The organism is Nonomuraea sp. SYSU D8015 (genome assembly GCF_008065375.1).
Taxonomy (GTDB): domain Bacteria; phylum Actinomycetota; class Actinomycetes; order Streptosporangiales; family Streptosporangiaceae; genus Nonomuraea.
Window position 1 is genome coordinate 218,869 of record NZ_VJYI01000010.1, and the last position, 24,322, is coordinate 243,190.

Consider the following 24,322-nt stretch of genomic DNA (forward strand, 5'->3'; position numbering starts at 1 on the left):
TCGTGCAGACCCTCCGAATGGCGGCCGCCGCCGCGCTGCTGTTAGGCCCCCTGGCCCTCATCCCCGCGCCCGCGCAGGCCGACCCCGTACCACCCGCAGAGGACGCCCTCGAGGCGTCGTCCTATCCGCCGCCGTCGACGCTGCTGGCCCGGGCCGCCGCCGGGCAGCAGCGGCTGGAGACCGCCACGAGGACCCGGCCGGTGGCCCCCGGCATCTCGCTGACCTCGTTCGACACCTACGACGCGCTCGGCTGGCTGCGCGCGGACGCCATCACCGCCGACCTCGGCGGCGCCAAGGCGGACTACGTGTTCTCCGGCGAGGTGTCCAAGACCGAGCCGCTGTCCGGGCCCGCCAAGCGCTCCCGCGCCGTCGCGGCCGTCAACGGCGACTTCTTCGACATCAACCGCTCCGGCGCCGCCCAGGGCATCGGCGTGCAGAACGGCGATCTCGTCCAGTCGCCGGTCGCCGGGCACGAGAACGCGGTCGCGATCACCGGCGACGGCGTCGGGCGCGTGCTGAAGATGTACTTCGAGGGGACGGCCACGCCGGCCGGCGGCTCGCCGATCAAGCTCACCCAGTTCAACCAGATCGTGCAGGGCGGCGGCGTCGGGCTGTTCACGCCGCTGTGGGGCTCCTACAACAGGGCCCGCGCCGTCGAGGGCGCCACGTCCGTCGCCGAGGTCGTGCTGGTGAACGGCATGGTCACCGAGGTCCGCACCGCCGCCGGGAACGGGCCGATCCCCGCCGGGACCACGATCCTGCTCGGCCGCGACGCCGGCGCGGCGGCGCTGTCCGCGTTGAAGACCGGCGACCGCGTCGACGTGAAATACCAGCCCAAGTCGTCCGACGGCAGCACGGTCAAGGCGGCCGTGGGCGGCAACTGGGTGCTGGTCAAGGACGGCGTCGCCCAGAACTCCACCGACCCGGCCGCGCACCCCCGCACCGCCGTCGGCTTCTCCGCCGACGGCAGGAAGATGTACCTCCTCACCGTGGACGGCCGCCAGGCCGACAGCCGCGGCGTCACGCTCAACGAGCTCGCCGCCATGATGGTCGGCCTCGGCGCCGCGAACGCGCTCAACCTCGACGGCGGCGGCTCCTCCACGCTGCTGGCCCGCGAGCCCGGCGCCGCCGACGTGCAGGTCGAGAACAGCCCCTCCGACGGAGGCGAGCGTCCCGTCCCCAACGGCCTGGCGCTCTACGCGCCCGAGGGCAGCGGCAGGCTGAAGGGCTTCTGGGTGGAGACCGCCGGTGACCCGGCCAGGGCGCCCGGCGCCGCCCCCGTCGCGGGTGGCCGCCCCGACCGCGTCTTCCCCGGTCTCACCAGGCGGCTGACGGCAGCCGGGTACGACGAGACGTACGGCCCCGCCGCCGGCACCCCGTCGTGGCGGGCGAACCCGGCCGTCCACGGCGTGGTGCGGAACGGGAAATTTCATGCTTTGGTGCCCGGTCAGACCACCGTCACCGCCTCGCGCGGCGGCGCCAAGGGCACCATCGAGCTGACCGTGCTCCAGCCCCTCCAGCGGCTCGGCGTCACCGCGGACCGGCTCGGCATGGCGGGCGCCGGCGGCACCGCCAGGTTCGGCGTGGTCGGCTACGACCGCAACGGCAACTCCGCGCCCATCGAGCCGGCCGACCTCACGCTCGACTACGACAAGAACCTGTTCGAGGTCACCGCGGACGACCACGGCTCCTTCACCGTCAAGGCCAGGCAGGCCACCGGATCCGGGCTCATCACCGCCCGCGTCGGCAAGATCGGCACCGCCGTGCCGGTGACCGTCGGGTTCGAGGAGAAGCCGGTCGCCGACTTCGAGGACGCCGCGAAGTGGACGTTCGCCGCCGCCCGCGCCACCGGCTCCCTGTCGGCCGCGCCCGGCCAGAGCGGCGGCGGGCTCAAGCTGTCGTACGACTTCACCACCTCGACCGCCACGCGCGCCGCCTACGCCAGCCCGCCGCAGCAGATCGTGGTGGACGGGCAGCCGCAGGGGTTCGGGCTCTGGATCCACTCCACCGGCAAGGGTGAGTGGCCCAGCCTGGAGTTCTACGACGCGCTCGGGCAGTCGCAGATCCTGCGCGGGCCGTACATGACGTGGACCGGGTGGAGGTTCGTCGAGTTCACCGTGCCCCCGGGCGTCAACTACCCGCTCAAGCTGCGGCGCTTCTACGTGGCCGAGACCAAGGCGGAGGCGAGGTACACCAACGAGATCCTCATCGACGGCCTGGTCGCCAAGGTGCCCCCGGCGGTGTCCGCGCCCGCCGCGCCCAAGGTCGCCGACCCGGTGGTCAAGGACTCGGTGGCCGCGATGCCGTGGCGGTTCGCGGTCATGTCGGACGCGCAGTTCGTGGCCAGGGCTCCCGACAGCGACATCGTCAAGAACGCCCGCCGCACGCTGCGCGAGATCAAGGCGGCCCGGCCCGACTTCCTGGTCATCAACGGCGACCTGGTGGACGAGGCGTCGCCGGAGGACTTCGCGCTGGCCAAGCGGATCCTCGACGAGGAACTCGGCGGGGAGCTGAAATATCACTACATTCCCGGCAACCATGAGGTCATGGGCGGCAAGATCGACAACTTCAAGGCCGCCTTCGGCGACACGTATCGGACGTTCGACCACAAGGGCACCCGCTTCATCACCCTGGACACCTCGCGCCTGAACCTCAGGGGCGGCGGCTACGACCAGGTGGCGATGCTCCGTGCCGAGCTGGACAAGGCGGCTTCGGACGCCTCCGTGGGGTCGGTCGCGGTACTGTTCCACGTGCCGCCGCGCGACCCGACGCCCGGCAAGGGCAGCCAGCTCGGCGACCGCAAGGAGGCCGCGCTGGTGGAGGGCTGGCTCGCCGACTTCCAGCGTGACACCGGCAAGGGCGCGGCGTTCATCGGGGCGCACGTCGGGACGTTCCACGCGGCGCGCGTGGACGCGGTGCCGTACTTCATCAACGGCAACTCCGGCAAGAACCCCGCCACCGCGCCCGACGACGGCGGCTTCACCGGCTGGTCGCTGTGGGGCGTCGACCCGGTGAGCCGGGCCGAGGCCGAGCACGTCAGGCGCAACTGGTTCACGGACGCGCCCGACTGGATCGGCACGCAGGTCCGCCCGCACGTGGACGATCTCGTGCTCACCGCCCCGGCCACGGTCGCCGCCGGCACGCCCGCCCCGGTGACGGCCGCGGTCAAGCAGGGGAGCAGGACGGTGCCCGCCGCGTACCCGGTCTCGGCGACCTGGTCCGGCTCCCCGAACCTGCACGTCGGCACCCGCCGCTCGGCCAAGCCGTGGCACGTGGCCGTGCTCGACCCGGCCGCCGGCACCCTGACCGCCCTCCGCGAGGGACGGGTGACGGTCGCCGTCACGGTGAGCGGCGTGACACGCCAGGCCACGGTGGCGCTGAGCGCCAGGGCCGCCGCCTGACCTGCTTCGCCCGCCGCTGCCGCTCAGTACGTGAGCGGCCGCGGCAACGTCCCGCCCCAGAGGGCTGAGGCGTCCTCCGTCCGGTGTCACGGGCGGTCGCGGCTACGGCCCTCTTGGAGGCCGCGCCCAACCGTGAGGCGGCCACCCTCCGCGTGAGCATGGCAGGAGGAGGCGCAGGCACAGAGGGGCCGTTCCCCCAAGCCCTTGTCCGGCCGGTGGCGTGTGTGGGCGGGGCGGTGTGCGCCTGCCGGCCGGTGTGGTCAACCGGGGCGGCGGCGCGCCGGCTGGGGTCAGCCGGCGCCGAGGCAGAGGAACGACCATCCGGTGGCCGTCGTCACGGGGTCGTGGGCGGTGGCGCGGGCGGCCTCGTGCAGGGCGGCCGGCAGGCGCGCCCCGGCCCGCAGCCCCCGGTGGAGAGCGATCATGAGCGGGACGACCGCGACGTCGTTCACCGGGACCACGCTCGCCACGATGCCCGCCGTGCCGAGCTGCATGAGAGAAGCGGCCAGGCCCAGCAGCTCGTCCGCGCCCGCCGCACGGGCGCGGCCGGAGTCGCAGCTCGACAGCACGACGTGCCGGGGCGCCCGGCGGAGGCGTTCGAGGTCGTAGACGGTCAGCGGGCCGTCGTCGACCCGCAGCGAGGACAACAGCGGGTTGTCGGTGCGGAAGACGCCGTGGGCCGCGATGTGCGCCAGCCGCGCCCCGTCCATCGCCTCCAGGACGCGGGCGATGGTCGCGGTGCCTCCACCGAGCACGACCGGCGCCACCTCGGGGGAGACCGGGGCCCGCGCGGCGTCACGGAGGTCCCGGGCGATGTGCGCCACCTCGGCGCCCTCCGACGCCAGACCGGGGCCGCGGACGAGCGCCACCCCTGTGCCCGCGGTCGCCGTCCCGCGCGCCCGCAGCCAGAACGCCGCCGAGGGCGCCACGCTCACCACCCGATCCCGCAGGGCGGGCAGCAGCGCCCAGGGAACGGCCTGCAGGCGGCCGGGCGGCACGATGACCACCTCCCGGTCGCCGAGCAGCCGCACCGCCTCCCCGAGCAGCAGCCGTTCGAGCGCCCGCCCCGCGGCGTCGAGCTGGCCGAGGAGCTGCTCGGGCGTCAGCCTCGAACGCCCGTGCGCCAGCCGGGTCAGAGCGAACCTGACCAGGTCGACCTGCCGCCCCGCCTCCTCCGTACGGCCCGCGGCGACCATCCTGACGGGCCCCGCGCCTGCGCAGACCAGGACGTGCAGCTCACCGGCCACGTCGACGAGCTCCAGCAGCCGGCGCTCGCCCAGCTCCTCGCGAAGCCTCGGCAGGTCGAAGGAGAACGGCACGACCCGGTCACAGCCCTGGGCGCGCCGCGTCCTCGCCCTGGCCGCCCGCTCCAGGCGTACCTGCTCGCGCCGCAGCGCGGCGGTCGGGAGCCCCCGCGCCTGGGCCTCGTCCAGCCGGCTGGTCACCATGCGCATGGCGGCGAGGTCGGCCTGCAGGTCCTCGTCGTCGGGCGGCCGTACGGGCGGGAGGACGAGCGCGCCGGCCCGCCACCGTTCGCTCCAGGCCAGCAGCAGGCGGGGCCGGTTCAGGCGCAGCGCGTGCCGCTGCGCCAGCCCGGCCAGCTCGGCGCCGTGCGCGCCGGCCTGCGCCCGCAGCTCCGACGAGCCCAGCGTGGCCCGATGCTCGTTGATCAGCTCCAGGCCACGCCGGCACGCCCGCATGAGACGGCGATGGTCGCCGGCCGCCTCCGCCCGCAGCGCCTCCGCCAGCCACCCCGCCGTGCGGGAGAGCGCCGGCCCCCTGCGCCGCGCTTCGGCCGCGACGCCCAGGTGCTCTTCGGCCTCCTCCGTCCTGCCCAGCGCGAGCGCTATCTGTCCGGCCACCAGCCGGCTGAGCGGCAGGCGCGAGGAGGACAGCGCGGTCAGCTCGCGTGCGCATCCGGCGGCGTCCCTGAGCAGGGACTCGCTCGGCGGCCCCGCGGCGAACCCGGCCTGGGCCAGCACCAGCCGGGCGTGCACGCGCCACCAGGGCCGCCGCTGCCGCCCGAACAGCCGGGCGGCGGCGCGGGCCCGGTCGATCGCGGCCGCGGGCCGGCCGGCCGCCAGTGCGCACTCGGCCGCCGCCAGGAGCAGCTCGGCCCGCTTCAGCGGCGCCCCCCGGACGCGTTCCAGCCGGTCGATCTCGGCGTCGGCCTCGTCCAGGGCCTCCTCGGCCAGCCCGGCCGCGAGCAGCGCCGCGCACCGGTGGACGCTCAGGGCCGGGTCCGCCGTGCCGAGCCGGGCGTAGCGCTCGGCGGCGGCGTCGAAACAGGACAGCGCGGCCGGCAGGTCGCCGATGCGGTGCGCGAGCACCCCGCGGTGCACGATGGCGTCCACGGACTCCAGCTCCTGCCCGGTGCGGATGAACAGCTCCTCGGCCCGGCCCAGATCCGTGACCGCCGACCGCACCGAGCCGAGCGCGAGGGAGCAGAACGCCCGCTCGGTGCGGGCCCTGGCCTCCCACAGCAGGTCGCCCTCCGAACGCAGCACGGCGATCGCGGTGTTCAGATCCGGCAGCGCCGCGCGGTGCTCGCCGAGCGCCAGCAGGACGCCGCCGCGCCGCAGCAGGATCCGGCCGCGCAGCAGGCCGGTCGAGCGCTGCGCGGCGGCGTTGAGCGCGGCGCGGCCCGCGGCCGTGCGCCCCGCGAACACCAGCGCCACGCCGAGCGTCGCCAGGACGTCGGCCTCCCGCTCGGGCGATCCCGACGCACGCGCCAGGTCCCTGGCCGCCCGCAGCTCCTCCACGGCGGCGTCGATGTCGCCGAACTCGCGCAGGACGATGCCGACGGCCTGCCGCGCCACCGACGCCTCCAGGGCGGGAAGCCCCGCCTCCAGCAGGTCTCGCGCCCGCTCCAGCGCCTCGTAGGGACGGGAAAGCGCGAGGGAGAGCAGCTCCGTCGTCCCGGTCTCCGCGGGTTCGGCAGCCATGCCCACGACTTTCGACGACCTCTGTACCGAGTGCAAGCTCCAGGTCGATGAAAACAGTGGCAGGTGAGACCGACGAGAAAGGACCGGCATGGACGCCGTCTTCGCCGCGCAGTACCGCCTCCTGCAGAGGACGTTCGCCACGGAGGGCATCGAGATCGACGTCGCCCTCGCCCCCGGCGGCGCCGTCGACTACGTCTACCGCGCGCGGCGGCTGCTCACCAGGAACCGCGACCGCAACGTGGAGCGGATCAGCGAGCTGCTCCCCGGCGTCTTGCGCGTGGACGAACCGGCCTACGGCGACCTGGCCGTGCTGTCCATCGACGACGTCGAGCGGGGCTCGCTCACCGTTCCCGAGGCGCTGGACCTGCTGGACGAGCGGCTCGGCGACGACAACCCGGCGCGCCGCGGCGAGCCTCCCCTGGCCACCCCGGACCACGTGGTGACCATCGCCAGGCTCTGCCCCGCCACCGAGCCCGAGGTGCCCAGCGGGAGCCCGGCCGGCCCCTGGCCCGCCCAGAGGCCGCCCGCGCCCGGGGCGAATCCCGTCCTGATCGGGGTGGCCGACACGGGCCTGCTGGACGGCCCCCTGCCCGCCTGGCTGGCCGGCGTCCAGGGAGACCTCGACGCGCTGGGCCCGATCCTGCCCAGCGGCCTGGCGCGCATCCCGCCGTTCACGGGGCACGGGACGTTCGCCGCGGGCGTCGCGCGCTGCATGGCCCCGCAGGCCGACGTGTTCGTGGCCGACCACTTCTCGCTGTCGGGCGGCGAACTCGAAAGCGCGATCGCCGCCCGGCTGGAGGACCTGATCGAGCAGCAGGGGCCGGCCGTCGTGAACCTCTCCGCCGGCACGTACACGCGCGGGAACTGGACCCCGCTCGGCTTCGACGTCTTCCACGAGCGGCACCCGGACGTCGTGCTGGTCGCCGCCGCGGGCAACGACTCCACCGACCGCCCGTTCTATCCCGCGGCCTACCCGTGGGCCGTGTCCGTCGGCGCGCTGGGCCCCGACCAGGTGCACCGCGCCTGGTTCAGCAACTACGGCGACTGGGTGGACGTGTACGCCCTCGGCGAGGGCCTGGTCAACGCCTACGCGCACGGCGAGTACGTCTATCAGGAGCCGCCCAAGGAGCCCGCCGTCCAGGTCTTCCAGGGCATGAGCAGGTGGGACGGCACCTCGTTCGCCGCTCCTCTGGTGGCGGGCATGATCGCCGAGCACCTGGCCAGGAACGGAGGGCAGCCGGAGGACGCCAAGAACGCCGTGCTGAGCCAGGCGACCGCCCTGCCGGGCGTCGGGCAGGCGCTCATCCTGCCGTGACGTCCGGCGTATCAGCCGCGAGATCACCCGCTCCGAAGAAATGAGGACACAGAAGAGCCGCGCGGGCCGCTCCCGTAGGAGGATTGCCGGTGCGGGCAGGCCGCACGACGGGCCACCACGACGACGCGAACAGGATGAGTGACATGGCCACCTCACCGTGGGCCGGCGACGACCGGCTCCTGGCCGCGCTCCGGGACGCCGCCCGAGCCGCGGCCGCGGTGCCGCCCGAGCTCGTGGAGGCCGGCAAAGCGGTCTTCACCTGGCGCGATCCCGACGCCGAGCTCGCGGCCCTGGTCTACGACTCCGCCTACGACGACGACCTCGTGCCGGTCACCAGAGGCGGAGCGCGCACCTTGATCTTCGAGGCGGGCGGCGAGTTCACGATCGAGGTCGAGGTGGGCCCCGACGTGCTGGTCGGGCAGCTCGTGCCGCCGTGCCCCGGCACGGTCGAGCGTCAGCTGCCCGATGGCGACGTGATCAACGCGCCGATGGACGACGCCGGGGGCTTCGCGCTCAGACCGGCTCCCACAGGCGTCTTCCGCCTGCGCTGCATCTCCGGCGATCAGGTCCTCACGACCGCCTGGGTGCCGCCGGAGCCGGCCTGACTGCCCGGGCTCAATCCTCCTCGGCGCCGACGAACCCGCTGAGATACGGGCTGCGGCGCAACTTCGTCAGGCACCGGGCCCGCTGCGGGCCGATGCCGCCGATCGGCACCCCCAGCCGCTCGCTGATCTGCGCGTACGACAGCGGTGTCTCGCTCAGGAAGCAGGCGAGCAGCGTCCTGCAGTATTCGGGCAGGTGGGCCAGGGCCGTCCGGAGCGCGAGGTCCCGCTGGGCCCGCTCCACCTCCTCGTGCACCACGGCGGAGTCGTCCTTCAGGTCGATCTCCAGCGCCTGCTCCGCGTCCTGCCTGCGGCGCGTCAGGCGGTACTGGCGCAGGCACTCGCGCTGCGCGACCATCGCGATCCAGCCGGGGAGCGCCGCCGGCTCCCGGAGCTCGGCCAAGTGCTCGACCAGGCGCAGCCACACGGTCTGCGCCACGTCGAGCGCGTCGGCGTTGCTCAGGCGGTAGCGCAGGCAGACGGACCACAGCAGGGGGGAATACCGCTCGACGATGTCGTCCCACGCGTCCTGCTCGCCCTTGCGCGCCCTGACGACCAGTGCCACGACCTGCGGATCGTCTCGCATGCCGCCTCCCAGGCACCCTCACGCGCCGTGCTGTCCGCCTGACACACGCGTTCATCGTATGCATGGGACGCTCCGCGGGGCGGCATCGTTCCCGGAACGGGCCCGGCCCGGCCGTGTCGGGTCGCGCGCGCGGGGCCGGGTAGGAGACCGTGGCACCGGGGAGGAGACCATCGATGTCCACGGAACTCGACCTCGTGCCCGCCGGATTCGTCCAGGCCATCGAGGAGCTGCCGCTGGTGGACCACCACGTCCACGGGGCCTCGGCCCACGACCTGTCGCGCAAGGCGTTCGAGGAGATGATCACCGAGTCCGACCGTCCCGTGCCGGACTGGATGACGCCGTTCGACTCGCAGCTCGGCTTCGCCATCCTGCGCCACTGCGCGCCCGCGCTCGGGCTCACGGCGCACTGCACGCCCGAGGAGTACCTCGCGCGCCGGGCCAGGCTCGGCGCGGACGAGGTCAACCGGAGGCTGCTCACCGCCGCCGGCGTGGGGCACTTCCTCGTCGAGACCGGCTACCGGGGCGAGGAACTGCTCGGACCCTCCGGCATGGCGGAGGTCAGCGGGGTGCCGGCCGACGAGGTGGTGCGCCTGGAGACGGTGGCCGAGCAGGTGGCGGCGGGCGGGTGCGAGGCGGCCGCGTTCGCCGGCCGGTTCGCCGAGGCGCTGTGGGAGCGCACCCGTACGGCCCGCGGGCTCAAGACCATCGCCGCCTACCGGTGCGGCCTCGACTTCGACCCGGCCCCGCCGGACGGCGCCGAGGTCGCCGAGGCCGCCGGGCGGTGGCTGGCCGAGGGCGGCGGGCGGCTGACCGATCCCGTGCTGCTGCGGCACCTCATCTGGGCCGGGATCGAACGGGGGCTGCCCCTGCAGTTCCACATCGGCTACGGCGACCCCGACGTCGACCTGCGCCGCTCCGACCCGCTGCTGCTGCGCGGGCTGATCGAGCGGGCCGAGCCGTCCGGCACGCCCCTGGTGCTGCTGCACTGCTACCCCTATCAGCGGCACGCGGGGTTCCTCGCGCAGGCGTACCCGAACGTGTTCTTCGACGTGGGCCTGGCCGTGAACTACACGGGGGCGCGCAGCGCGGCCGTGGTGGCCGAGAGCCTGGAGGCGGCGCCGTTCGCCAAGATCCTCTACTCCTCCGACGCATGGGGGCCCGCCGAGCTGCACTACCTGGGGGCGGTGCTGTGGCGGCGGGCGATGGCCCGGGTGCTGGGCGGGTTCGTGGTGGAGGAGGAGTGGTCGCCCGAGCAGGCGATGAAGGTGGCGGCCATGGTCGGCGCCGACAACGCCCGCCGCCTCTACGGCCTGGGCCCCCGCTCCTGACCCCGGCCGGCCCGGTACGGACACGGAACCTCATCGCTGCACAAAACGCTCTCGAACCTCTAGGCTCGACGGCGATGGACCTCGTAACTTACGCCCCCGGTTCGGGCCTACTCGAACCCCGGGCAGCACTCCGCTCCGACGCGCCCACCGTGGATCTCAACGGGACCTGGCGCTTCCGCCTCTCACCCACCGCGAACGTCCCCGACGACTTCGCCCAGCCCGGCTACGACGACTCGGGCTGGGAGGACCTGCCGGTGCCGTCCCACTGGCCGCTGCACGGCCACGGCGCGCCCGCGTACACCAACGTCGACTACCCGTTCCCCGTCGACCCGCCGCACGTCCCCGACGAGAACCCGACCGGCGACTACCGCCGCGTGTTCGACCTGCCCGAGGGCTGGAGCGGCGGCCGGCTGCGGTTCGAGGGCGCCGACTCCTTCGCCCGGGTCTGGCTCAACGGGCACGAGCTCGGCTTCTGGACGGGAAGCCGGCTGCCCGCCGAGTTCGACGCGGGGCCGTGGCTGCGCCCCGGCCGCAACGTGCTGGCCGTGCGGGTGCACCAGTGGTCGGCCGCCAGCTACCTGGAAGACCAGGACATGTGGTGGCTGCCCGGCATCTTCCGCGACGTCACGCTCACCCGCTCGGCGGCCGACGTGTTCGTGCACGCCACCCACGACGGCAGGCTCAGCTTCGAGGGGGAGGGCGGCCGGCTCAGCATCCCCGAGCTCGGTGTCGCCGACCTTGAGCCCGGCGTCGAGGTCACGCTCGACGTGGAGCCGTGGACGGCGGAGACCCCGCGCCTGTACGACGCCGTGGTGACGTTCCCCGAGGAGACGGTGCGGCTGCGCGTCGGCTTCCGCACGATCTCCATCGAGAACGGCGTGCTGCTCGCCAACGGCCGCCCGCTGCTGCTCAAGGGCGTCAACCGGCACGAGTTCCACCCCGAGCACGGCCGCGCGGTCCCGTACGAGACCATGCGCGACGACGTGCTGCTGATGAAGCGGCACAACGTCAACGCCGTCAGGACCAGCCACTACCCGCCCCACCCGGCCTTCCTCGACCTGTGCGACGAGCTGGGCCTGTGGGTGATCGACGAGTGCGACCTGGAGACGCACGGCATGGGCGAGGTCGACTGGCGCGGCAACCCCACCGACGACCCGCGCTGGGCCGACGCGCTGCTCGACCGCATGCGTCGCATGGTCGAAAGGGACAAGAACCACCCGAGCATCATCATGTGGTCGCTCGGCAACGAGGCCGGCGTCGGCCGCAACCTGGCCGTCATGGCCGACTGGGCCCGCGAGCGCGACCCGTCCCGCCCTCTTCACTACGAGGGCGACTGGTCCTGTGCGAACACCGACGTGTACTCCCGCATGTACGCCTCCCACGCCGAGGTCGAGGCCATCGGCCGGCTGGCCGAGGATCCCCTGGACGATCCGGAGCTGGACGCGCGGCGGCGCGCGATGCCGTTCCTGCAGTGCGAGTACGCCCACGCCATGGGTAACGGGCCCGGCGGGCTGGCCGAGTACCAGGAGCTCTTCGAGCGGTACCCGCGGCTGGCCGGCGGGTTCATCTGGGAGTGGATCGACCACGGGATCGTCCATCCGGAGTTCGAGTACGCCTACGGCGGCGACTACGGCGAGCCGGTGCACGACGGGAACTTCGTGATCGACGGGCTCGTGTTCCCCGACCGGACGCCGTCGCCCGGGCTGATCGACCTGAAGAAGGTGTTCGAGCCGGTGAAGTTCGACTTCGCCGACGGCATCGTGCGGATCGTCAACGGCTACGACTTCCGCGACCTGTCCCACCTGGAGTTCGTCGCCACCGTGGAGGTGGAAGGGGAGACGGTCGCCGAGCACCGGCTGGAGGTGCCCGCGGGCGGCGGCGAGGTCAAGCTGCCCGAGGCGGCGCCGGAGCCTGCGGGCGAACGCTGGCTGACCGTCCGCGCCCTGCTCTCCGGCGACCAGCCGTGGGCCGAGGCGGGACACGAGGTCGCCTGGGGACAGACGCCCCTGTCCCCGCCCGCGCCCCGGCCCGCCGCCTCGCCGGCCGCCTTCACCCGGGACGGGAACGAGCTCGTCGCCGGCGGGTCGGCGTTCGACGCGGTCACCGGGCGGCTCGTGCGGCTGTTCGGCCTGGAGGTGGACGGCCCGCGGCTCGACCTGTGGCGGGCGCCGACCGACAACGACCGGCACGCCGGGCTCGAAGGCAAGTGGCGCGCCCTCGGCCTGCACCGGCTCACCCACCGGGTGGACGCCGTGGAGGCCGGCGACGGGCTGACCGTCCGCACCCGGGTCGCGCCCGCGGCGACCGACCTCGGGATGCGGGCGACCTACCGGTGGACGCCCGCCGGGGACGGGCTGCTGCTGAGCGTGGACATCGAGTCCGAAGGCGACTGGCAGGTCCCGATCCCGCGGCTCGGCCTCACCATGACGCTGCCCGGCACCGCCGTCGACCGGGTCACCTGGTTCGGACGCGGGCCCGGCGAGGCGTACCCGGACACGGGCATGGCGGCGCGCGTCGGCCGATGGACGGCGGCGATCGACGAGCTGCAGACGCCGTACGTCTACCCGCAGGAGAACGGCCACCGCGCCGACGTCCGGTGGGCCGACTTCGGCGCCTTCACGGTGTCCGGGCATCCCGTGTTCGGGATGACCGCGCGCCGCTGGAGCATCGACGAGCTGGCCGCCGCCGCCCACCGTCCCGACCTGGTGCCGGGAGACCGGCTGCACCTGCACCTGGACGCCGCCCACCAGGGCATCGGCACCGCCACCTGCGGCCCGGGGGCGCTGCCGAAGTACGAGCTGAGCGCCCCCCGTAAGGTGACGTTCACGCTGCGGTTCGACCCGGCCTGATCACAGCGAGAGCCGGGCCCCGCGGACAGCGGGACCCGGCCTGACCACGGCGGAAGCCGGGCCCCGCGGACAGCGGGACCCGGCTTGGGCGCCGAGACCGGTCGCGACCCGGCCTCATGAGGTCAAGCGGGCGGCACGGTGAGGATCGTGCCGGCGCCCACCGTCAGCCCGCCCTCGCGGATGGCGAAGCCGAGCCCCGGCTCGAGCGCGACCGGCTTGCCCAGCTCGACCTCCACCTCGACCGTGTCACCCGGCCGGGCGGTCTCGTCGAGCTTGAGCTCCCCGGGCACGTCCGTGGTCCGCAGGTAGAACTGCGGCCGGTACCCGGACGCGATCGGCCGCCGCCTTCCGCCCTCCTCCGGCGTCAGGAGGTAGACGCGGGCGGTGAACGACGTGCGGGCCCGCTGGCTGCCCGGCTCGGCCAGCACCATCCCCCGGCGCACCTGCTCGCGGCGCACCCCGCGCAGCAGCACGGCGGCGTTGTCGCCGGCCTCGCCCCGCTCCATCGTCTTGCCGAACGTCTCGACGCCCGTCACGACGGCGCTGAACCCCTCACCGACTCCACTGCCGAACCCGACCGCCTCGACCGTGTCGCCGACGCGGACCGTGCCGCGCTCGATGGCGCCGGTGACGACCGTGCCGCGGCCGGTGACCGTGAGCACGTTCTCGACCGGCATGAGGAACGGCGCGTCCACGTACCGCACCGGCACCGGGATGTGCTCGTCCACGGCCTGGAGCAGCGCCTCCACCGACGCCGTCCAGACCGGGTCGCCCTCCAGCGCCCGCAGCCCGGACACCCGGACCATCGGGACGCCGTGGTAGCCGTGCTCGGCCAGCAGCTCTTGCAGCTCCAGCTCGACCAGGTCGGTCAGCTCAGGGTCGGCGCCGTCGGCCTTGTTGACGGCCACGACCAGGTGCTCGACGCCGACCCGCTTGGCCAGCAGCACGTGCTCCCTGGTCTGCGGCATGATCCCGTCGTGCGCGGACACGACGAGGATCGCCCCGTCGAGCTGCGCCGCGCCCGTGATCATGTTCTTCACGTAGTCGGCGTGGCCCGGCATGTCGACGTGGGCGTAGTGCCTGGTGGCGGTCTCGTACTCGACGTGCGAGATGTTGATCGTGATGCCCCTGGAGGCCTCCTCCGGGGTCCGGTCGATCCGCTCGAACGGCGTGTACGTGGCCTGCCCGCGCTCCGCCAGCACCTTCGTGATCGCGGCGGTCAGCGTGGTCTTGCCGTGGTCGACGTGCCCCATCGTGCCGATGTTGAGATGCGGCTTGTTCCGTACGTAGGCCTGCTTGGCCATGGTTCCTTCCTTGAGACCTGGTTTCCGTGTGACCCGTGATCGGGGCCGGCTACCTCCCCCCGCCGGGTCACCTCAGGACTCACGGGAAGAGGTCAGCGCTCCAGGCCGTCGCAGGCACGCTCGAACACGCCCACCGGCAGGGCGGGTGTCGTGAGGCGAGCGCGCAGGAACATGACGAACATAGTGCGGTGCTCAGCGCAGGACGGCAACTGATTATTCCGCGCGACAAAAGGTCGCCGGTGGGGCGGCGGACCAACGGCCGCCCCACCGGCGATCGGGAGTTGCTACTTGTAGGTCACGTCAGACGCGGTGTACCGGCAGTGGGCCGGGTCCGGGCCCGAGCCGATCTGCGTGGGCTCACCGCTCGTGACGCCCTTGAACTTGGCGCAGACGACGGTCTTCTTGCCTGGGTCGTTCACGATCGTCATCCCGGAGAACGTGGCCGTGTCGCCGAAGTTGGTGTTGATGCCGGCGATCACCTTCGCGGAGGTGACGGTCACGTTCGAGATCACGACGTGGCGGGCGTACGACTTGGAGCAGTTGCCGCAGGCCCGGTAGAGCTTGCCGACGTTCTCCGCCCGGAAGTTCCTGATGACCGTCTTGCCGGGGCCGTTGTGCTGGAACGTCTTGTCGGAGGCCGCGCGGGCGCCGCCGCCGTCGATGGTCATGGTCTGCGTCGCCGACGTGCCCTTGAAGGTGGCGGCGTCCTCGCCGACGTCCTCCCACCAGACGTTCTTGAGCGTGCAGGTGCCCATGCAGTGGACGCCGTCGGCCGCCGGGGCGCCGATGATGACGTTCTGCAGCGTCGCGCCGTCGGCCAGCTTGAACATCGGGGGCTGGCCCTCGCTCTGGCTGCCGCTGCCCAGCGCGCCGGAGCCGTAGAAGCGCTTCATGCCGCCGTCGCGGACACCGGTGACGGTGATGGTCGCGGTGACCGGCTCCTTGCCGGCCGGGGTCGGCCACGACGCGGAGGGCGCGCCGGCCGGGCGGAGGGTCCAGCGCTTGCCTGCCGCCGAGTCGCACGAGTTCTGCTGGACGGGGGCGCCGGCCGTCTTGGCCGAGCCCTTGACGTTCAGGCACTTGCCGCTGCCCGTGTTCATGAGCAGCTGCGTGCCGCCCTTCGCCGCCTTCACCGTCCACGTCTGGAACGCGCCGGTCGCGCAGGACTGCTGCTGGACCGCCTTGCCCGCCGACGTGCTGTTGCCCTGGATCCCGATGCACTTGCCGCTGTGCGCGCCGCTCAGCTTGAAGTCGCCGCTCACGGCCGTGAACGTCCAGGCCTGGTTCGCGCCGCCCGTGCACGCCTGCTGGGTGAGCTGCACCGCCTCGCCCGTGGCTTTCGCGGGGGCGCTCAGGCACAGGCCGCTGCCGGCGTTGACGAGCTGGTACGGACCCGGATTCGACGCCGCCGCGGCGGACGTGCCCGTGATCCCGGCGAGCGCGGAGGCCGCCAGCAGCACGCCGCCGACCAGGGCGGACGTCTTGGTGGTCGATAAGAACAAAGTGGTTCCCCAGGGTCGGCCGGTGACATTTCACTCGGCTTGCCAAGCGAATGGATCCTAGTGGCCCCTTGGACGTGAGGGCCAGTCATGTTCAGGGCGCGCCGGGCCTGAAGGTGCTGTCGGCACGGAAGGCGGCGGTGTCCTGGGCCTTGTCCAGCCACAGCTGGTGGTGGCGGTGGCGGACGAAGCGGCCGGGGTAGTTCAGCGACTCCAGCCGGATCCGCCCGCTCGCCGAACCCGGCCGGGCGAGGAAGGTGACGTCCCGCTCGAACAGCTCGGTGCCGTTGTCGCTGTCGAAGCGCAGCCGGTAGTCCTTGTGCCGCAGGTAGCGCCCGTCCTCGTCCACGAACGAGTAGCCCTTGGCGTCGGCCAGGCCGGGGACGATCCGCAGCGGCGCCGCCTCCCCGAGCACGCCGAGCGCGCCCGAGGCGGCGATCCCCTCCTTGGGGAAGTTGATCGACTGCAGCACACGTGTCACACCGGTCGGCAGCAGGCCACCGGCGTTCCCGGAGCCGGCGGCGGCGCGGGTGAACAGCAGGGTCCCGAAGCCCAGCTGGTCGAATCCGCCGCTGTTGGGGCCGTAGTCGCCGCCCCCGCCCTCGGCCCGCACCCGCTCGGCGTACGCCTTCGTGTACGGCACCGCCAGCCCGCGCCGGTTGGCGTAGTGGTTGTAGAGCAGCTCCCACACCGGCCGGTCTTGGCCGCGCCCCCAGCTGGACACGACGGTCTGCTCCCGGGGTGCGCATTTCGTGCCGGTGCCCCACTTGTACGTGGTGAACGGCACGTCGTGGCCCAGGTTGTACTTGGCGACGTACTCGGCCGCCTTCATGATCCGGTTGTCGGCGTAGCCGTACAGGTCGAGCCCCTGGTTCCAGGCCATTTCCGCGATGGTGCCGATCAGCCCGATGCCCATGATGCTGTGGCCCTGGTCGCGCCCGCTCTCCTGCCACTGGGCGAGACCGCCCGGGTGGAGGAACGGGATGGCGTTCATGATGGACCCGTTGCCCTTGCCGTTCTTGAAGTAGTCGACGGCCCGCTCGAACTTGGCCTGGTCGTCACAGAAGACGCCGATCGCCATGATCCCGGCCATGTTGCACAGATCCCAGTTGGCCCAGTAGTTGGTGATGCAGGCGCCGTTGTGCCGTACCAGGAAGTCGTCGCTCAGCGGGTAGAAGACGGTCAGGAGCATCTTCTGGAACCGCTCCATGTCGAAGCCCGGGTAACCACGCATGAGCTCGGCGGCGTTGGCGAACTGGTAGCCGTAGATGCCCGCCGCCAGGAACCGGTCGGCGTTGCCCGTGACCGTCTTCAACGTGCCCGACCAGGCGTTGAGGATGTCGCGGGCGGTGTCGCCGTGCGCCTTCTCCCCGGAGATCCTCCAGCGCAGCGCGTTCTGGTAGGCGGCGTGGATGTCGTTGTAGAGCCGCGGGTAGTTCTGCCCGGTTCCGCCGCGTACCACCGTCTCCAGCGGGCGCGCCTTCCATGTGCTCCTGGAGCGCCCGTTGGCGACCAGCTTCTCCCATCCGGCCTTGTACGGCTGCGCCCCCGCCTGCACCGCGGCCGCGATGCGGTCGAAGTCGGCCTGGGTGTGCAGCAGCCCCGGGTGCTTGAACGCGGATGCCGCAGCGACGGAGGGGAGCGCGGGCAGCACGGCGACGCCCGCCGCGGCCTTCAGCAGGCTCCGCCGGCTGGTCTGGAGAACCATATGAGTCCTTTCGGGAGACGATCTCTCGTCCCTAGGGGACGGGCCGCGGACGCCCACATAACACTTTTCTCATGCGTCCCAAGTCGGGCATTTCGGTCGAAAGCGCAGAATAGTGCCGACATCATCAGCGCGTGGCGGCTTCGACGGCGATGTGACGTGACGCACACGGCTCGCCCGGCCGGACGGCCGCCGTGCGCATGGGTGGCACGTTCAGAGGGTGATCCACTCGGTGGACGTGGTCACCTCGTCCAGCACCGCCGGGATCGGCTCCACGCCGAGCCCCGGCCCGGCCGGCACCTTCAGGTGCCCGTCCACCAGCTCGAACGGCTCCGTCACGTCCGTCGCGTAGTAGCGGCGCGATCCCGACGTGTCGCCCGGCAGCGTGAAGCCCGGCAGCGCCGCCAGGGCCACGTTCGCCGCCCGGCCGAGGCCGGTCTCCAGCATGCCGCCGCACCACACCGCGACCCCGTTCGCCCGGCACAGGTCGTGGATGCGCCGGGCCTCCAGGTAGCCGCCGATCCGGCCCGGCTTGATGTTGACGATCGAGCATGAGCCGAGCGCGATCGCGGCGGCGGCGTGCTCGGCCGACTCGATCGACTCGTCCAGGCAGATCGGCGTGCGGAGCCGCTGCGCCAGCCTGGCGTGCTGGACGAGGTCGTCGTTCGCGAGGGGCTGCTCGATCAGCAGCAGGTCGAAGGCGTCCAGCTTGGCCAGGCGCGGGGCGTCGGCCAGGGTGTAGGCGGCGTTGGCGTCCACCTGGAGCAGCAGGTCGTCGCCGAACCGCTCGCGCGCGGCCCGGACCGGTTCGACGTCCCAGCCCGGCTCGATCTTCAGCTTGATCCGGACGTACCCCTCGTCCAGGTAGCCGGCCACGGCGTCGAGCAGCTGCGCGATCGAGTCCATGATGCCGACCGACACCCCGCACGGCACGCGGGTGCGGGACGCGCCGAGGAAGCGGGCGAACGACTCGCCCGCCGCCCGCAGCTGCGCGTCCAGCACGGCGGTCTCGAGGGCGGCCTTGGCCATGCGATGCCCCTTGATCGGCTCCAGGGCGCGGCCGACGTCGTGCACGTCGAGGTTGCGCGGCAGGGCGGGCAGCAGGAAGCGGCGGATCACGTCGGCGGCGCCGTCGACGTACTCGGAGGAGTAGAGCGGCTCGGCCATGGCCACGCACTCGCCCCAGCCCTCGGCGTCCGGCGTGACGACCCTGACCAGCAGGACGTCACGGGAGGTCTCGGTGCCGAAGGAGGTGCGGAACGGCGCCACCAGTGGCATCGCGATCCGCCGCAGCTCGACTCCAGTGATCTTCACGCTCACTCCACAACGTAGTAGGCCCGGTCGTCCCTCACAGGCGACGGTACGCCAGGAAGCCCGTGATCCGGCTAGCGGGTGCCCGCGCAGGGGGCGATGAGGACCCGGCTGGGCGCCTCCTGGCTGAGGCGCACCGACTCCAGCGGGACCGTGACCTCCGGGGTGTGGTAGCGGCCGCCGGAGAAGCGGTCGGCCAGGCGGGCGCGCACCGCCGCCGCCGTGACGTGCCCGTCGAGCGAGCTGCGGCCGTCGCGGCAGATCTCCACGGCGCACGGGCCCGGCTGGGCCGCCAGCGCCAGCCCCGCGACCGTCGCACCGGCCAGCGCGCCGAGGTCGCCGAGCGTCCAGCCGTAGTGCCACATGCCCGCCGCCACGACCGGCGCGGCCGGGCAGGAGCCCGGCTCGATCAGCACCACGTCCATGCCGCGGAACAGCTGCCCGGCGATCTCCTCGGCGCCCCTGGCGACCCTGGTGCCGGTCCGCAGCCCGGGGAAGTCCGGCACCCGGCCGTCGATCGCGAAAATGAGCTTGATGCCAGTCTCGAGATGTCCCGGGCCGCTGTCGCGCCATCCGCAGGCGACAAGGTCGACCGAGTCGGCAGACCTCCATGTGCCGATCCGCAGCATGTTCATTGACTACCCTTTGCCGCTGACCGTCACACGCCGTTAACTGACTTATGGTTCGTACCCGGATGACTCCTACCGGTCAAGGACGTGCAGGGCGGGCGGGCCGCCGCTCAGCACCAGCGGACCGGTCTCCGTGCAGGCCACGACGTCCGCCACCCGCGCCCCGAACAGGTCGGGCACGTAGATGGCCGGCTCCAGGCAGAACGTCATGCCCGGCGCGAGCGGCGTGTCCTCGGCCAGCCGCGGTCCCTCGTCCGGACCCAGGCCGACGCCCCGGCCGATGTGGGGAGAGGCGAACCGGCCGTACCCGCTGCCGTCGATCACGTCGCCGACCGCCCGCGCGACGTCCGACGCCGGCGCGGAGGGCCGCGCCGCGGCGAGGGCCGCGCCGTGGGCGGCCAGCACCACCGAGTACATCGCCTCGAAGTCCTCCGGCGGCTCGGCCACCGCGAAGACCCGCGCCACCTCCGCGCAGTAGCCGTCCCACCGCCCGCACAGCGACACCAGCAGCGCGTCGCCCGGATTGATCAGGCGGTCTCCGGGCACGTGCGCCGCCCTGGCCGTGTGCTCGCCGGCCGCCACCCGCAGCGACAGCACCTCCTCGCAGCCCGACTCCAGCGCCATCACCCGCAGCGCGGCCGCCATCGCCCGCTCCGTCGCGCCGTACCAGGCCAGCTCGCGGGCCTGCCGCAGCACCGCCTCGGCACACGCGGCCGCCCGCCCGACGGCGGCGACCTCGTACGGCTCCTTGCGCAGCCGCAGCGGCGCCAGCACGGCGGACGCGGGCACGAGCTCGGCCTCGATCGCGAGCCCGAACAGCTCTCGCACCCGCATCTCCGGATCCACCCCGACCCGCCGCGCCCCCTCCGGCACCAGTCCCGCCGGGTCGCCGGTCCCGGCGACCACGTCCCGCGTCACCACGAGGAAGGCGGCCCCGGGGAAGCCGTCCCCGCCGCCGAGGAACCGGAAGTCCGGGGACGGCCGCAACACCAGGGCGTCCACCCCGGCCTCCGCCATGGCCGCCCGTACGGCGTCCAGCCGCGCGGTCACGCCGGTTCGTGCAGCCAGCACGCCACGGGCCCGAACTCGGGCTCCTTCACCCGGCACACGTCCATCACGAACGGGCAGCGCGGGTGGAACCTGCACCCCTCGGGCGGACTCGCCGGATCCGGCACGTCACCGGGCAGCTCCGCGGGCAGCACCCCCATCCCGTCCGGGTGGGGGATGGCCTTCAGCAGCGCCTGCGTGTACGGATGCCGCGGCTGCGCCCACACCTCCTCCGTGCCTCCCACCTCGACGATCCGGCCCAGGTACATGACGGCGATCCGGTCCGCGATCAGCCGCACCACGGACAGGTCGTGGCTGATGAACAGCAGCCCCGCCCCCGACTCCACCGCCAGGTCCCGCATCAGCCTGGCCACCTGCGACTGCGCCGAGGCGTCCAGCGCCGAGATCGGCTCGTCGCCGATCAGCAGCCGCGGCCGGGCCGCCAGCGCCCGTGCGATCGCCACCCGCTGCCGCTGCCCGCCGGAGAGCTCGTGCGGGTGCCGCCCCGCGAAGTCGCGCGGCAACCCGACGCGTTCCAGCAGGTCGGCGGGCGAGGTGACGGTATCGCGCGCGGTACGCAGCCCGTCGGCGATCTGGTCGCCGACCCGGCGGCGCGGGTTCAGCGACGTGTACGGATCCTGGAACACCATCTGGATGCCGGTCAGCCGCCTGCGCCGCAGGCCCAGGGGCGTGACCGGCCGCCCCTCGAAGGTGATCGACCCTTCGGTGATCGGGTTCAGCCCGCAGACCGCGCGGGCCAGCGTCGACTTGCCGCACCCCGACTCGCCGACCAGCCCGACGACCTCGCCGGCGCCGACCTCCAGTGAGGCCCCCGCCACGGCCCGCACGGCGGGACGGCCGGGGGAGCGGTGCTCGACGGCCAGGTCCTCGATGCTCAGCATCGGCCCTCCAGGTCAGGCAGGGATTCCAGCAGGGAACGGGTGTAGGCGTGGGCCGGCTCCCGCAGCACCCGGCCGCGCGGCCCCGACTCGACGACGAGGCCGTCCTTCATCACGCTCACCTCGTCCGCGACCGCCGACATCACGCCGAGGTCGTGGGTGACCAGCAGCACCGCCAGCCCCATCTCGTCGCAGAGCCCGCGCAGCAGCCGCAGCACGCCCGCCTGCACGGTCACGTCCAGCGCGGTCGTCGGCTCGTCGGCGATCAGCACCTTCGGGGAGCAGGCCAGCGCGACGGCGATCGCGATGCGCTGCCGCATCCCGCCGGAGAACTGGTGCGGGAAGCGCCCGTACGCCTCCTCCGGGCCGGGAATGCGGACCTTGCCGAGCAGCTCCACCGCCCGCGCCCGCGCCTCGGCCCTGCCAAGCCCCAGGTGGTGGCGCATGTGCTCGGTGAGCTGCTTCCCGATCGTCAGCATCGGGTGCAGGCTCGTGGCGGGGTCCTGGAACACCATGGCGACCTCGCCGCCGCGCACCCGGTTCAGCTCCTTGGGCGGCAGCGTGAGCAGGTCGCGCCCGCCGAGCCGGATCGCACCGGAGGCGCGCGCGCCGTGCGGCAGCAGCCCCAGCACCGCCAGCCCGGTCATCGTCTTGCCCGACCCGCTCTCGCCGGCCAGGCCGTGCACCCGTCCGGGCTCCAGCCGCAGGTCGACGCCGCGCAGGATCTCCTTGCCCCGGAGAGACACCTTCAGATCGGCGATGTCCAACCTCGTCACAGGGCACGCTCCTTGATCGCGCGGGCCGTACGGGGATCGAGCGCGTCCCGCAGCGTGTCGCCGAGGAAGTTGAACGCCAGCACCACCGTCAGGATCGCCAGCCCCGGGAACGTCGCCACCCACCAGCTGTCGAACACCTCCACGCCCGAGGCCACCATCGCCCCCCACTCGGGCGACGGCGGCTTGGCCCCGAGGCCCAGGAACGACAGCCCCGACAGCAGCAGCAGGGCCGTGCCGATGTCCAGCGTCGCCAGCACCAGCACCGGGCCGGTCACGTTCGGCAGCACGTCCACCCGCAGCGACCGCCACACCGAAAAGCCCAGCAGCCGCCCGCTCAGCACGAACTCCCGCTCCCGCACCCCCAGCACCAGCCCCCGCGTGACCCGCGCGTACGCGGGCCAGGCCACGACCAGCACGGCCAGCACCGCGTTCGCCAGGCTCGCGCCCAGCGCCGCGGCCACCACCATGGCCAGGATCACGGTCGGGAACGCGAACACCAGGTCCGCCACCCGCATGATCGTCTCGTCGACCCAGCGGCCGAAGTACCCGGCGCACGCGCCCAGCAGGCCGCCGATCAGCACCGACAGCGCCACGAGCAGCAACGTCAGCGGGATCGACACCCGCGCCCCGTACATGACGCGGCTCAGGATGTCCCGGCCGAGCTGGTCCGTGCCGAACCAGTGCCCGGGCCCGGGCGCCGCCAGCCGCGGCAGCTCCTGGGCGAGGGGGTCGTGCGGCGCCAGCACCGGCGCGGCCAGCGCGATCACCAGCCAGGCCGCCGCGATGACGCCGCCCGCGACGGCCAGCGGCCGCCGCCACGCCTCCGGAAGCCTTCTCATTGGAGCCTCACTCGCGGGTCGATCACGCCGTACAGGACGTCCACGATCAGGTTGATGACCAGGTAGACGACGCCCACGACCAGGCCGACGCCCATGACGGCGGGCAGGTCGAGGGTGGTGGCGCTCTTGTACGCGTACTGGCCGATGCCGGGCCAGGCGAAGATCGCCTCGACCAGCACCGTGCCCGACAGCAGGCTGCCGAAGGCCAGGCCGGCCACGGTGATGACGGGGACAAGGGCCGAGCGGAGCACGTACCGGAAGAGGATCACCCGGCCGGGCAGGCCCTTGGCGCGGGCGGCGCGGACGTAGTCCTGCCCAAGCACCTCCAGCACCGCCGAGCGGGTGAAGCGGGTGAGCAGGCCGATCGTGTAGAGGGCCAGGACGAGGGCGGGTGTGATCAGGTGGCCGACGGCGGAGGAGAAGATGTCCCACCGGCCCGCCAGCAGCGCGTCCACCGTCTGCAGCCCGGTCACGGGCGGGGCCGGGCCGAGCGCCGCGTCCACCCGGCCGCTGCCCGGGGTGAGCTGCAGCCGGTAGAAGAACACGTAGAACGCCAGCAGCGCCAGCCAGAACGTCGGGACCGAGATGCCGATCAGGCTCAGCAGCCGAAGCACGTGATCGGACAGCCGGTCCCGGCGCAGCGCGGCGATCACGCCGAAGGCCACGCCCAGCACCAGCGACACCAGGATCGCCGCCCCGGCCAGCTCCAGCGTCGCCGGCACGAACTCGGCCAGGTCCTCGCTCACCGGCCGGTGGGACTGCTGGCTGGTCCCTAGATCGCCCTGGAGCAACCCCTGGAGGTGGAGGACGTACTGCTCCCAGAGCGGCTTGTCCAGCCCGTGCTCCGCCCGCCACTGCGCCACGATCGCCGGGTCGCCCAGCGCCCGCTGTCCCAGGTTGGCCGCCACCGGATCGCCCGGGACGAGGTTCGTGAGCACGAACGTCACCAGCGTGATGCCCCAGGCCATGAGCAGGGCGAGCAGGGTGCGGCGGACCAGGAAGCGCGCCAGCGGATGGGCCCGCCGCCGCCCGCCGTCCCGCTTCCCGGCGGCCGCCCCCTTGACCGCGCGCGTCGTGAACCCCACCCCGCCGCCACCGGCGACCGCCCCGTCGCCGGACGGGCCTGTGCCACCGCCGGGAGGGGTGTCGTCTCCGGCCGGGATGCGGCTCGGAGCGCGATCCTCGCCACCGGTGTCACCCGAGGCCGCGGTCTGGTCCGCGTGGGCGGGCGGGCGGTCATCGCCGCCCGCCGGGGGGAGGCCGGGTGCGTCCGGAGTGTCGGGCACC

At 73.3% G+C, this 24,322-nt stretch carries 17 protein-coding genes; 5 read left to right on the top strand and 12 right to left on the bottom strand.

Annotation, left to right across the window (positions count from 1 at the left end; genetic code table 11):
* The first annotated feature begins 2 nt into the window (after positions 1–2).
* Entirely contained in the window at positions 3–3,401 is a 3,399-nt protein-coding gene (locus tag ID574_RS35335; protein WP_223167389.1) for a phosphodiester glycosidase family protein, read from the top strand.
* Between the two features lie 290 nt (positions 3,402–3,691).
* On the opposite strand, the gene ID574_RS35340 is transcribed toward ID574_RS35335, so the two are convergent.
* The gene (locus ID574_RS35340) at positions 3,692–6,346 is read right to left on the bottom strand and encodes a CHAT domain-containing protein (protein WP_188193337.1); all 2,655 of its coding nucleotides are present in this window, start codon (positions 6,344–6,346) and stop codon (positions 3,692–3,694) included.
* A gap of 88 nt (positions 6,347–6,434) precedes the next feature.
* Here ID574_RS35340 and ID574_RS35345 point away from each other — a divergent pair, with 88 nt between their 5' ends.
* Together ID574_RS35345 and ID574_RS35350 are read left to right on the top strand one after the other, a co-directional pair.
* Positions 6,435–7,661, top strand: coding sequence for a S8 family peptidase (locus ID574_RS35345; RefSeq protein ID WP_188193338.1), 1,227 nt, complete (start codon positions 6,435–6,437; stop codon positions 7,659–7,661).
* Positions 7,662–7,804: 143 nt separating this feature from the next.
* Positions 7,805–8,266, top strand: a complete 462-nt coding sequence (locus tag ID574_RS35350) for a hypothetical protein (protein WP_188193339.1) — start codon at positions 7,805–7,807, stop codon at positions 8,264–8,266.
* 10 nt (positions 8,267–8,276) lie between these two features.
* Here ID574_RS35350 and ID574_RS35355 read toward each other — a convergent pair whose 3' ends face one another.
* The gene (locus ID574_RS35355; protein ID WP_188193340.1) at positions 8,277–8,849 is read right to left on the bottom strand and encodes an RNA polymerase sigma factor; all 573 of its coding nucleotides are present in this window, start codon (positions 8,847–8,849) and stop codon (positions 8,277–8,279) included.
* A 173-nt stretch (positions 8,850–9,022) separates the two neighbouring features.
* Here ID574_RS35355 and ID574_RS35360 point away from each other — a divergent pair, with 173 nt between their 5' ends.
* A complete protein-coding gene (locus tag ID574_RS35360; protein WP_188193341.1) occupies positions 9,023–10,177 on the top strand; it encodes an amidohydrolase family protein in 1,155 nt (384 codons plus the stop codon).
* Positions 10,178–10,251: 74 nt separating this feature from the next.
* Positions 10,252–13,026, top strand: coding sequence for a glycoside hydrolase family 2 TIM barrel-domain containing protein (locus tag ID574_RS35365; RefSeq protein WP_188193342.1), 2,775 nt, complete (start codon positions 10,252–10,254; stop codon positions 13,024–13,026).
* A gap of 122 nt (positions 13,027–13,148) precedes the next feature.
* On the opposite strand, the gene tuf is transcribed toward ID574_RS35365, so the two are convergent.
* From tuf to ID574_RS35415, 10 genes are all read right to left on the bottom strand, one after another.
* Positions 13,149–14,330: an elongation factor Tu gene (gene tuf / locus ID574_RS35370; RefSeq protein ID WP_188193343.1), complete on the bottom strand. Its 1,182-nt coding sequence runs from the start codon at positions 14,328–14,330 to the stop codon at positions 13,149–13,151.
* A gap of 284 nt (positions 14,331–14,614) precedes the next feature.
* Entirely contained in the window at positions 14,615–15,832 is a 1,218-nt protein-coding gene (locus ID574_RS35375) for a pectate lyase (RefSeq protein ID WP_188193344.1), read from the bottom strand.
* A 91-nt stretch (positions 15,833–15,923) separates the two neighbouring features.
* Positions 15,924–17,537, bottom strand: a complete 1,614-nt coding sequence (locus tag ID574_RS35380; RefSeq protein WP_188193345.1) for an AbfB domain-containing protein — start codon at positions 17,535–17,537, stop codon at positions 15,924–15,926.
* A 210-nt stretch (positions 17,538–17,747) separates the two neighbouring features.
* Positions 17,748–18,848 carry an o-succinylbenzoate synthase gene (menC, locus tag ID574_RS35385; protein ID WP_188193346.1) on the bottom strand — a complete coding sequence of 367 codons (1,101 nt, stop codon included), beginning with the start codon at positions 18,846–18,848 and terminating at the stop codon, positions 17,748–17,750.
* 71 nt (positions 18,849–18,919) lie between these two features.
* On the bottom strand, positions 18,920–19,480 hold the full coding sequence (locus ID574_RS35390; protein ID WP_188193347.1) for an acyclic terpene utilization AtuA family protein: 561 nt from the start codon (positions 19,478–19,480) through the stop codon (positions 18,920–18,922).
* A gap of 66 nt (positions 19,481–19,546) precedes the next feature.
* On the bottom strand, positions 19,547–20,545 hold the full coding sequence (locus tag ID574_RS35395) for a M24 family metallopeptidase (protein WP_223167390.1): 999 nt from the start codon (positions 20,543–20,545) through the stop codon (positions 19,547–19,549).
* On the bottom strand, positions 20,521–21,423 hold the full coding sequence (locus ID574_RS35400) for an ABC transporter ATP-binding protein (protein WP_188193348.1): 903 nt from the start codon (positions 21,421–21,423) through the stop codon (positions 20,521–20,523). Before ID574_RS35400 ends, ID574_RS35395 begins: the two co-directional genes overlap by 25 nt.
* Positions 21,417–22,196 carry an ABC transporter ATP-binding protein gene (locus ID574_RS35405; protein ID WP_188193349.1) on the bottom strand — a complete coding sequence of 260 codons (780 nt, stop codon included), beginning with the start codon at positions 22,194–22,196 and terminating at the stop codon, positions 21,417–21,419. The genes ID574_RS35400 and ID574_RS35405 overlap by 7 nt, the downstream gene beginning before the upstream one ends.
* On the bottom strand, positions 22,193–23,035 hold the full coding sequence (locus ID574_RS35410) for an ABC transporter permease (protein WP_188193350.1): 843 nt from the start codon (positions 23,033–23,035) through the stop codon (positions 22,193–22,195). Before ID574_RS35410 ends, ID574_RS35405 begins: the two co-directional genes overlap by 4 nt.
* Entirely contained in the window at positions 23,032–24,321 is a 1,290-nt protein-coding gene (locus ID574_RS35415; protein ID WP_223167391.1) for an ABC transporter permease, read from the bottom strand. Before ID574_RS35415 ends, ID574_RS35410 begins: the two co-directional genes overlap by 4 nt.
* Position 24,322 lies beyond the last annotated feature (1 nt).

What these genes read in the sequence shown, in the direction of transcription:
- ID574_RS35340 (WP_188193337.1), bottom strand. Translation starts at nt 6,346, where the DNA reads ATGGCTGCCGAACCCGCGGAGACCGGGACGACGGAGCTGCTCTCCCTC.
- ID574_RS35345 (WP_188193338.1), top strand. Translation starts at nt 6,435, where the DNA reads ATGGACGCCGTCTTCGCCGCGCAGTACCGCCTCCTGCAGAGGACGTTC.
- ID574_RS35350 (WP_188193339.1), top strand. Translation starts at nt 7,805, where the DNA reads ATGGCCACCTCACCGTGGGCCGGCGACGACCGGCTCCTGGCCGCGCTC.
- ID574_RS35355 (WP_188193340.1), bottom strand. Translation starts at nt 8,849, where the DNA reads ATGCGAGACGATCCGCAGGTCGTGGCACTGGTCGTCAGGGCGCGCAAG.
- ID574_RS35360 (WP_188193341.1), top strand. Translation starts at nt 9,023, where the DNA reads ATGTCCACGGAACTCGACCTCGTGCCCGCCGGATTCGTCCAGGCCATC.
- ID574_RS35365 (WP_188193342.1), top strand. Translation starts at nt 10,252, where the DNA reads ATGGACCTCGTAACTTACGCCCCCGGTTCGGGCCTACTCGAACCCCGG.
- tuf (WP_188193343.1), bottom strand. Translation starts at nt 14,330, where the DNA reads ATGGCCAAGCAGGCCTACGTACGGAACAAGCCGCATCTCAACATCGGC.
- ID574_RS35380 (WP_188193345.1), bottom strand. Translation starts at nt 17,537, where the DNA reads ATGGTTCTCCAGACCAGCCGGCGGAGCCTGCTGAAGGCCGCGGCGGGC.
- ID574_RS35390 (WP_188193347.1), bottom strand. Translation starts at nt 19,480, where the DNA reads ATGAACATGCTGCGGATCGGCACATGGAGGTCTGCCGACTCGGTCGAC.
- ID574_RS35400 (WP_188193348.1), bottom strand. Translation starts at nt 21,423, where the DNA reads ATGCTGAGCATCGAGGACCTGGCCGTCGAGCACCGCTCCCCCGGCCGT.
- ID574_RS35410 (WP_188193350.1), bottom strand. Translation starts at nt 23,035, where the DNA reads ATGAGAAGGCTTCCGGAGGCGTGGCGGCGGCCGCTGGCCGTCGCGGGC.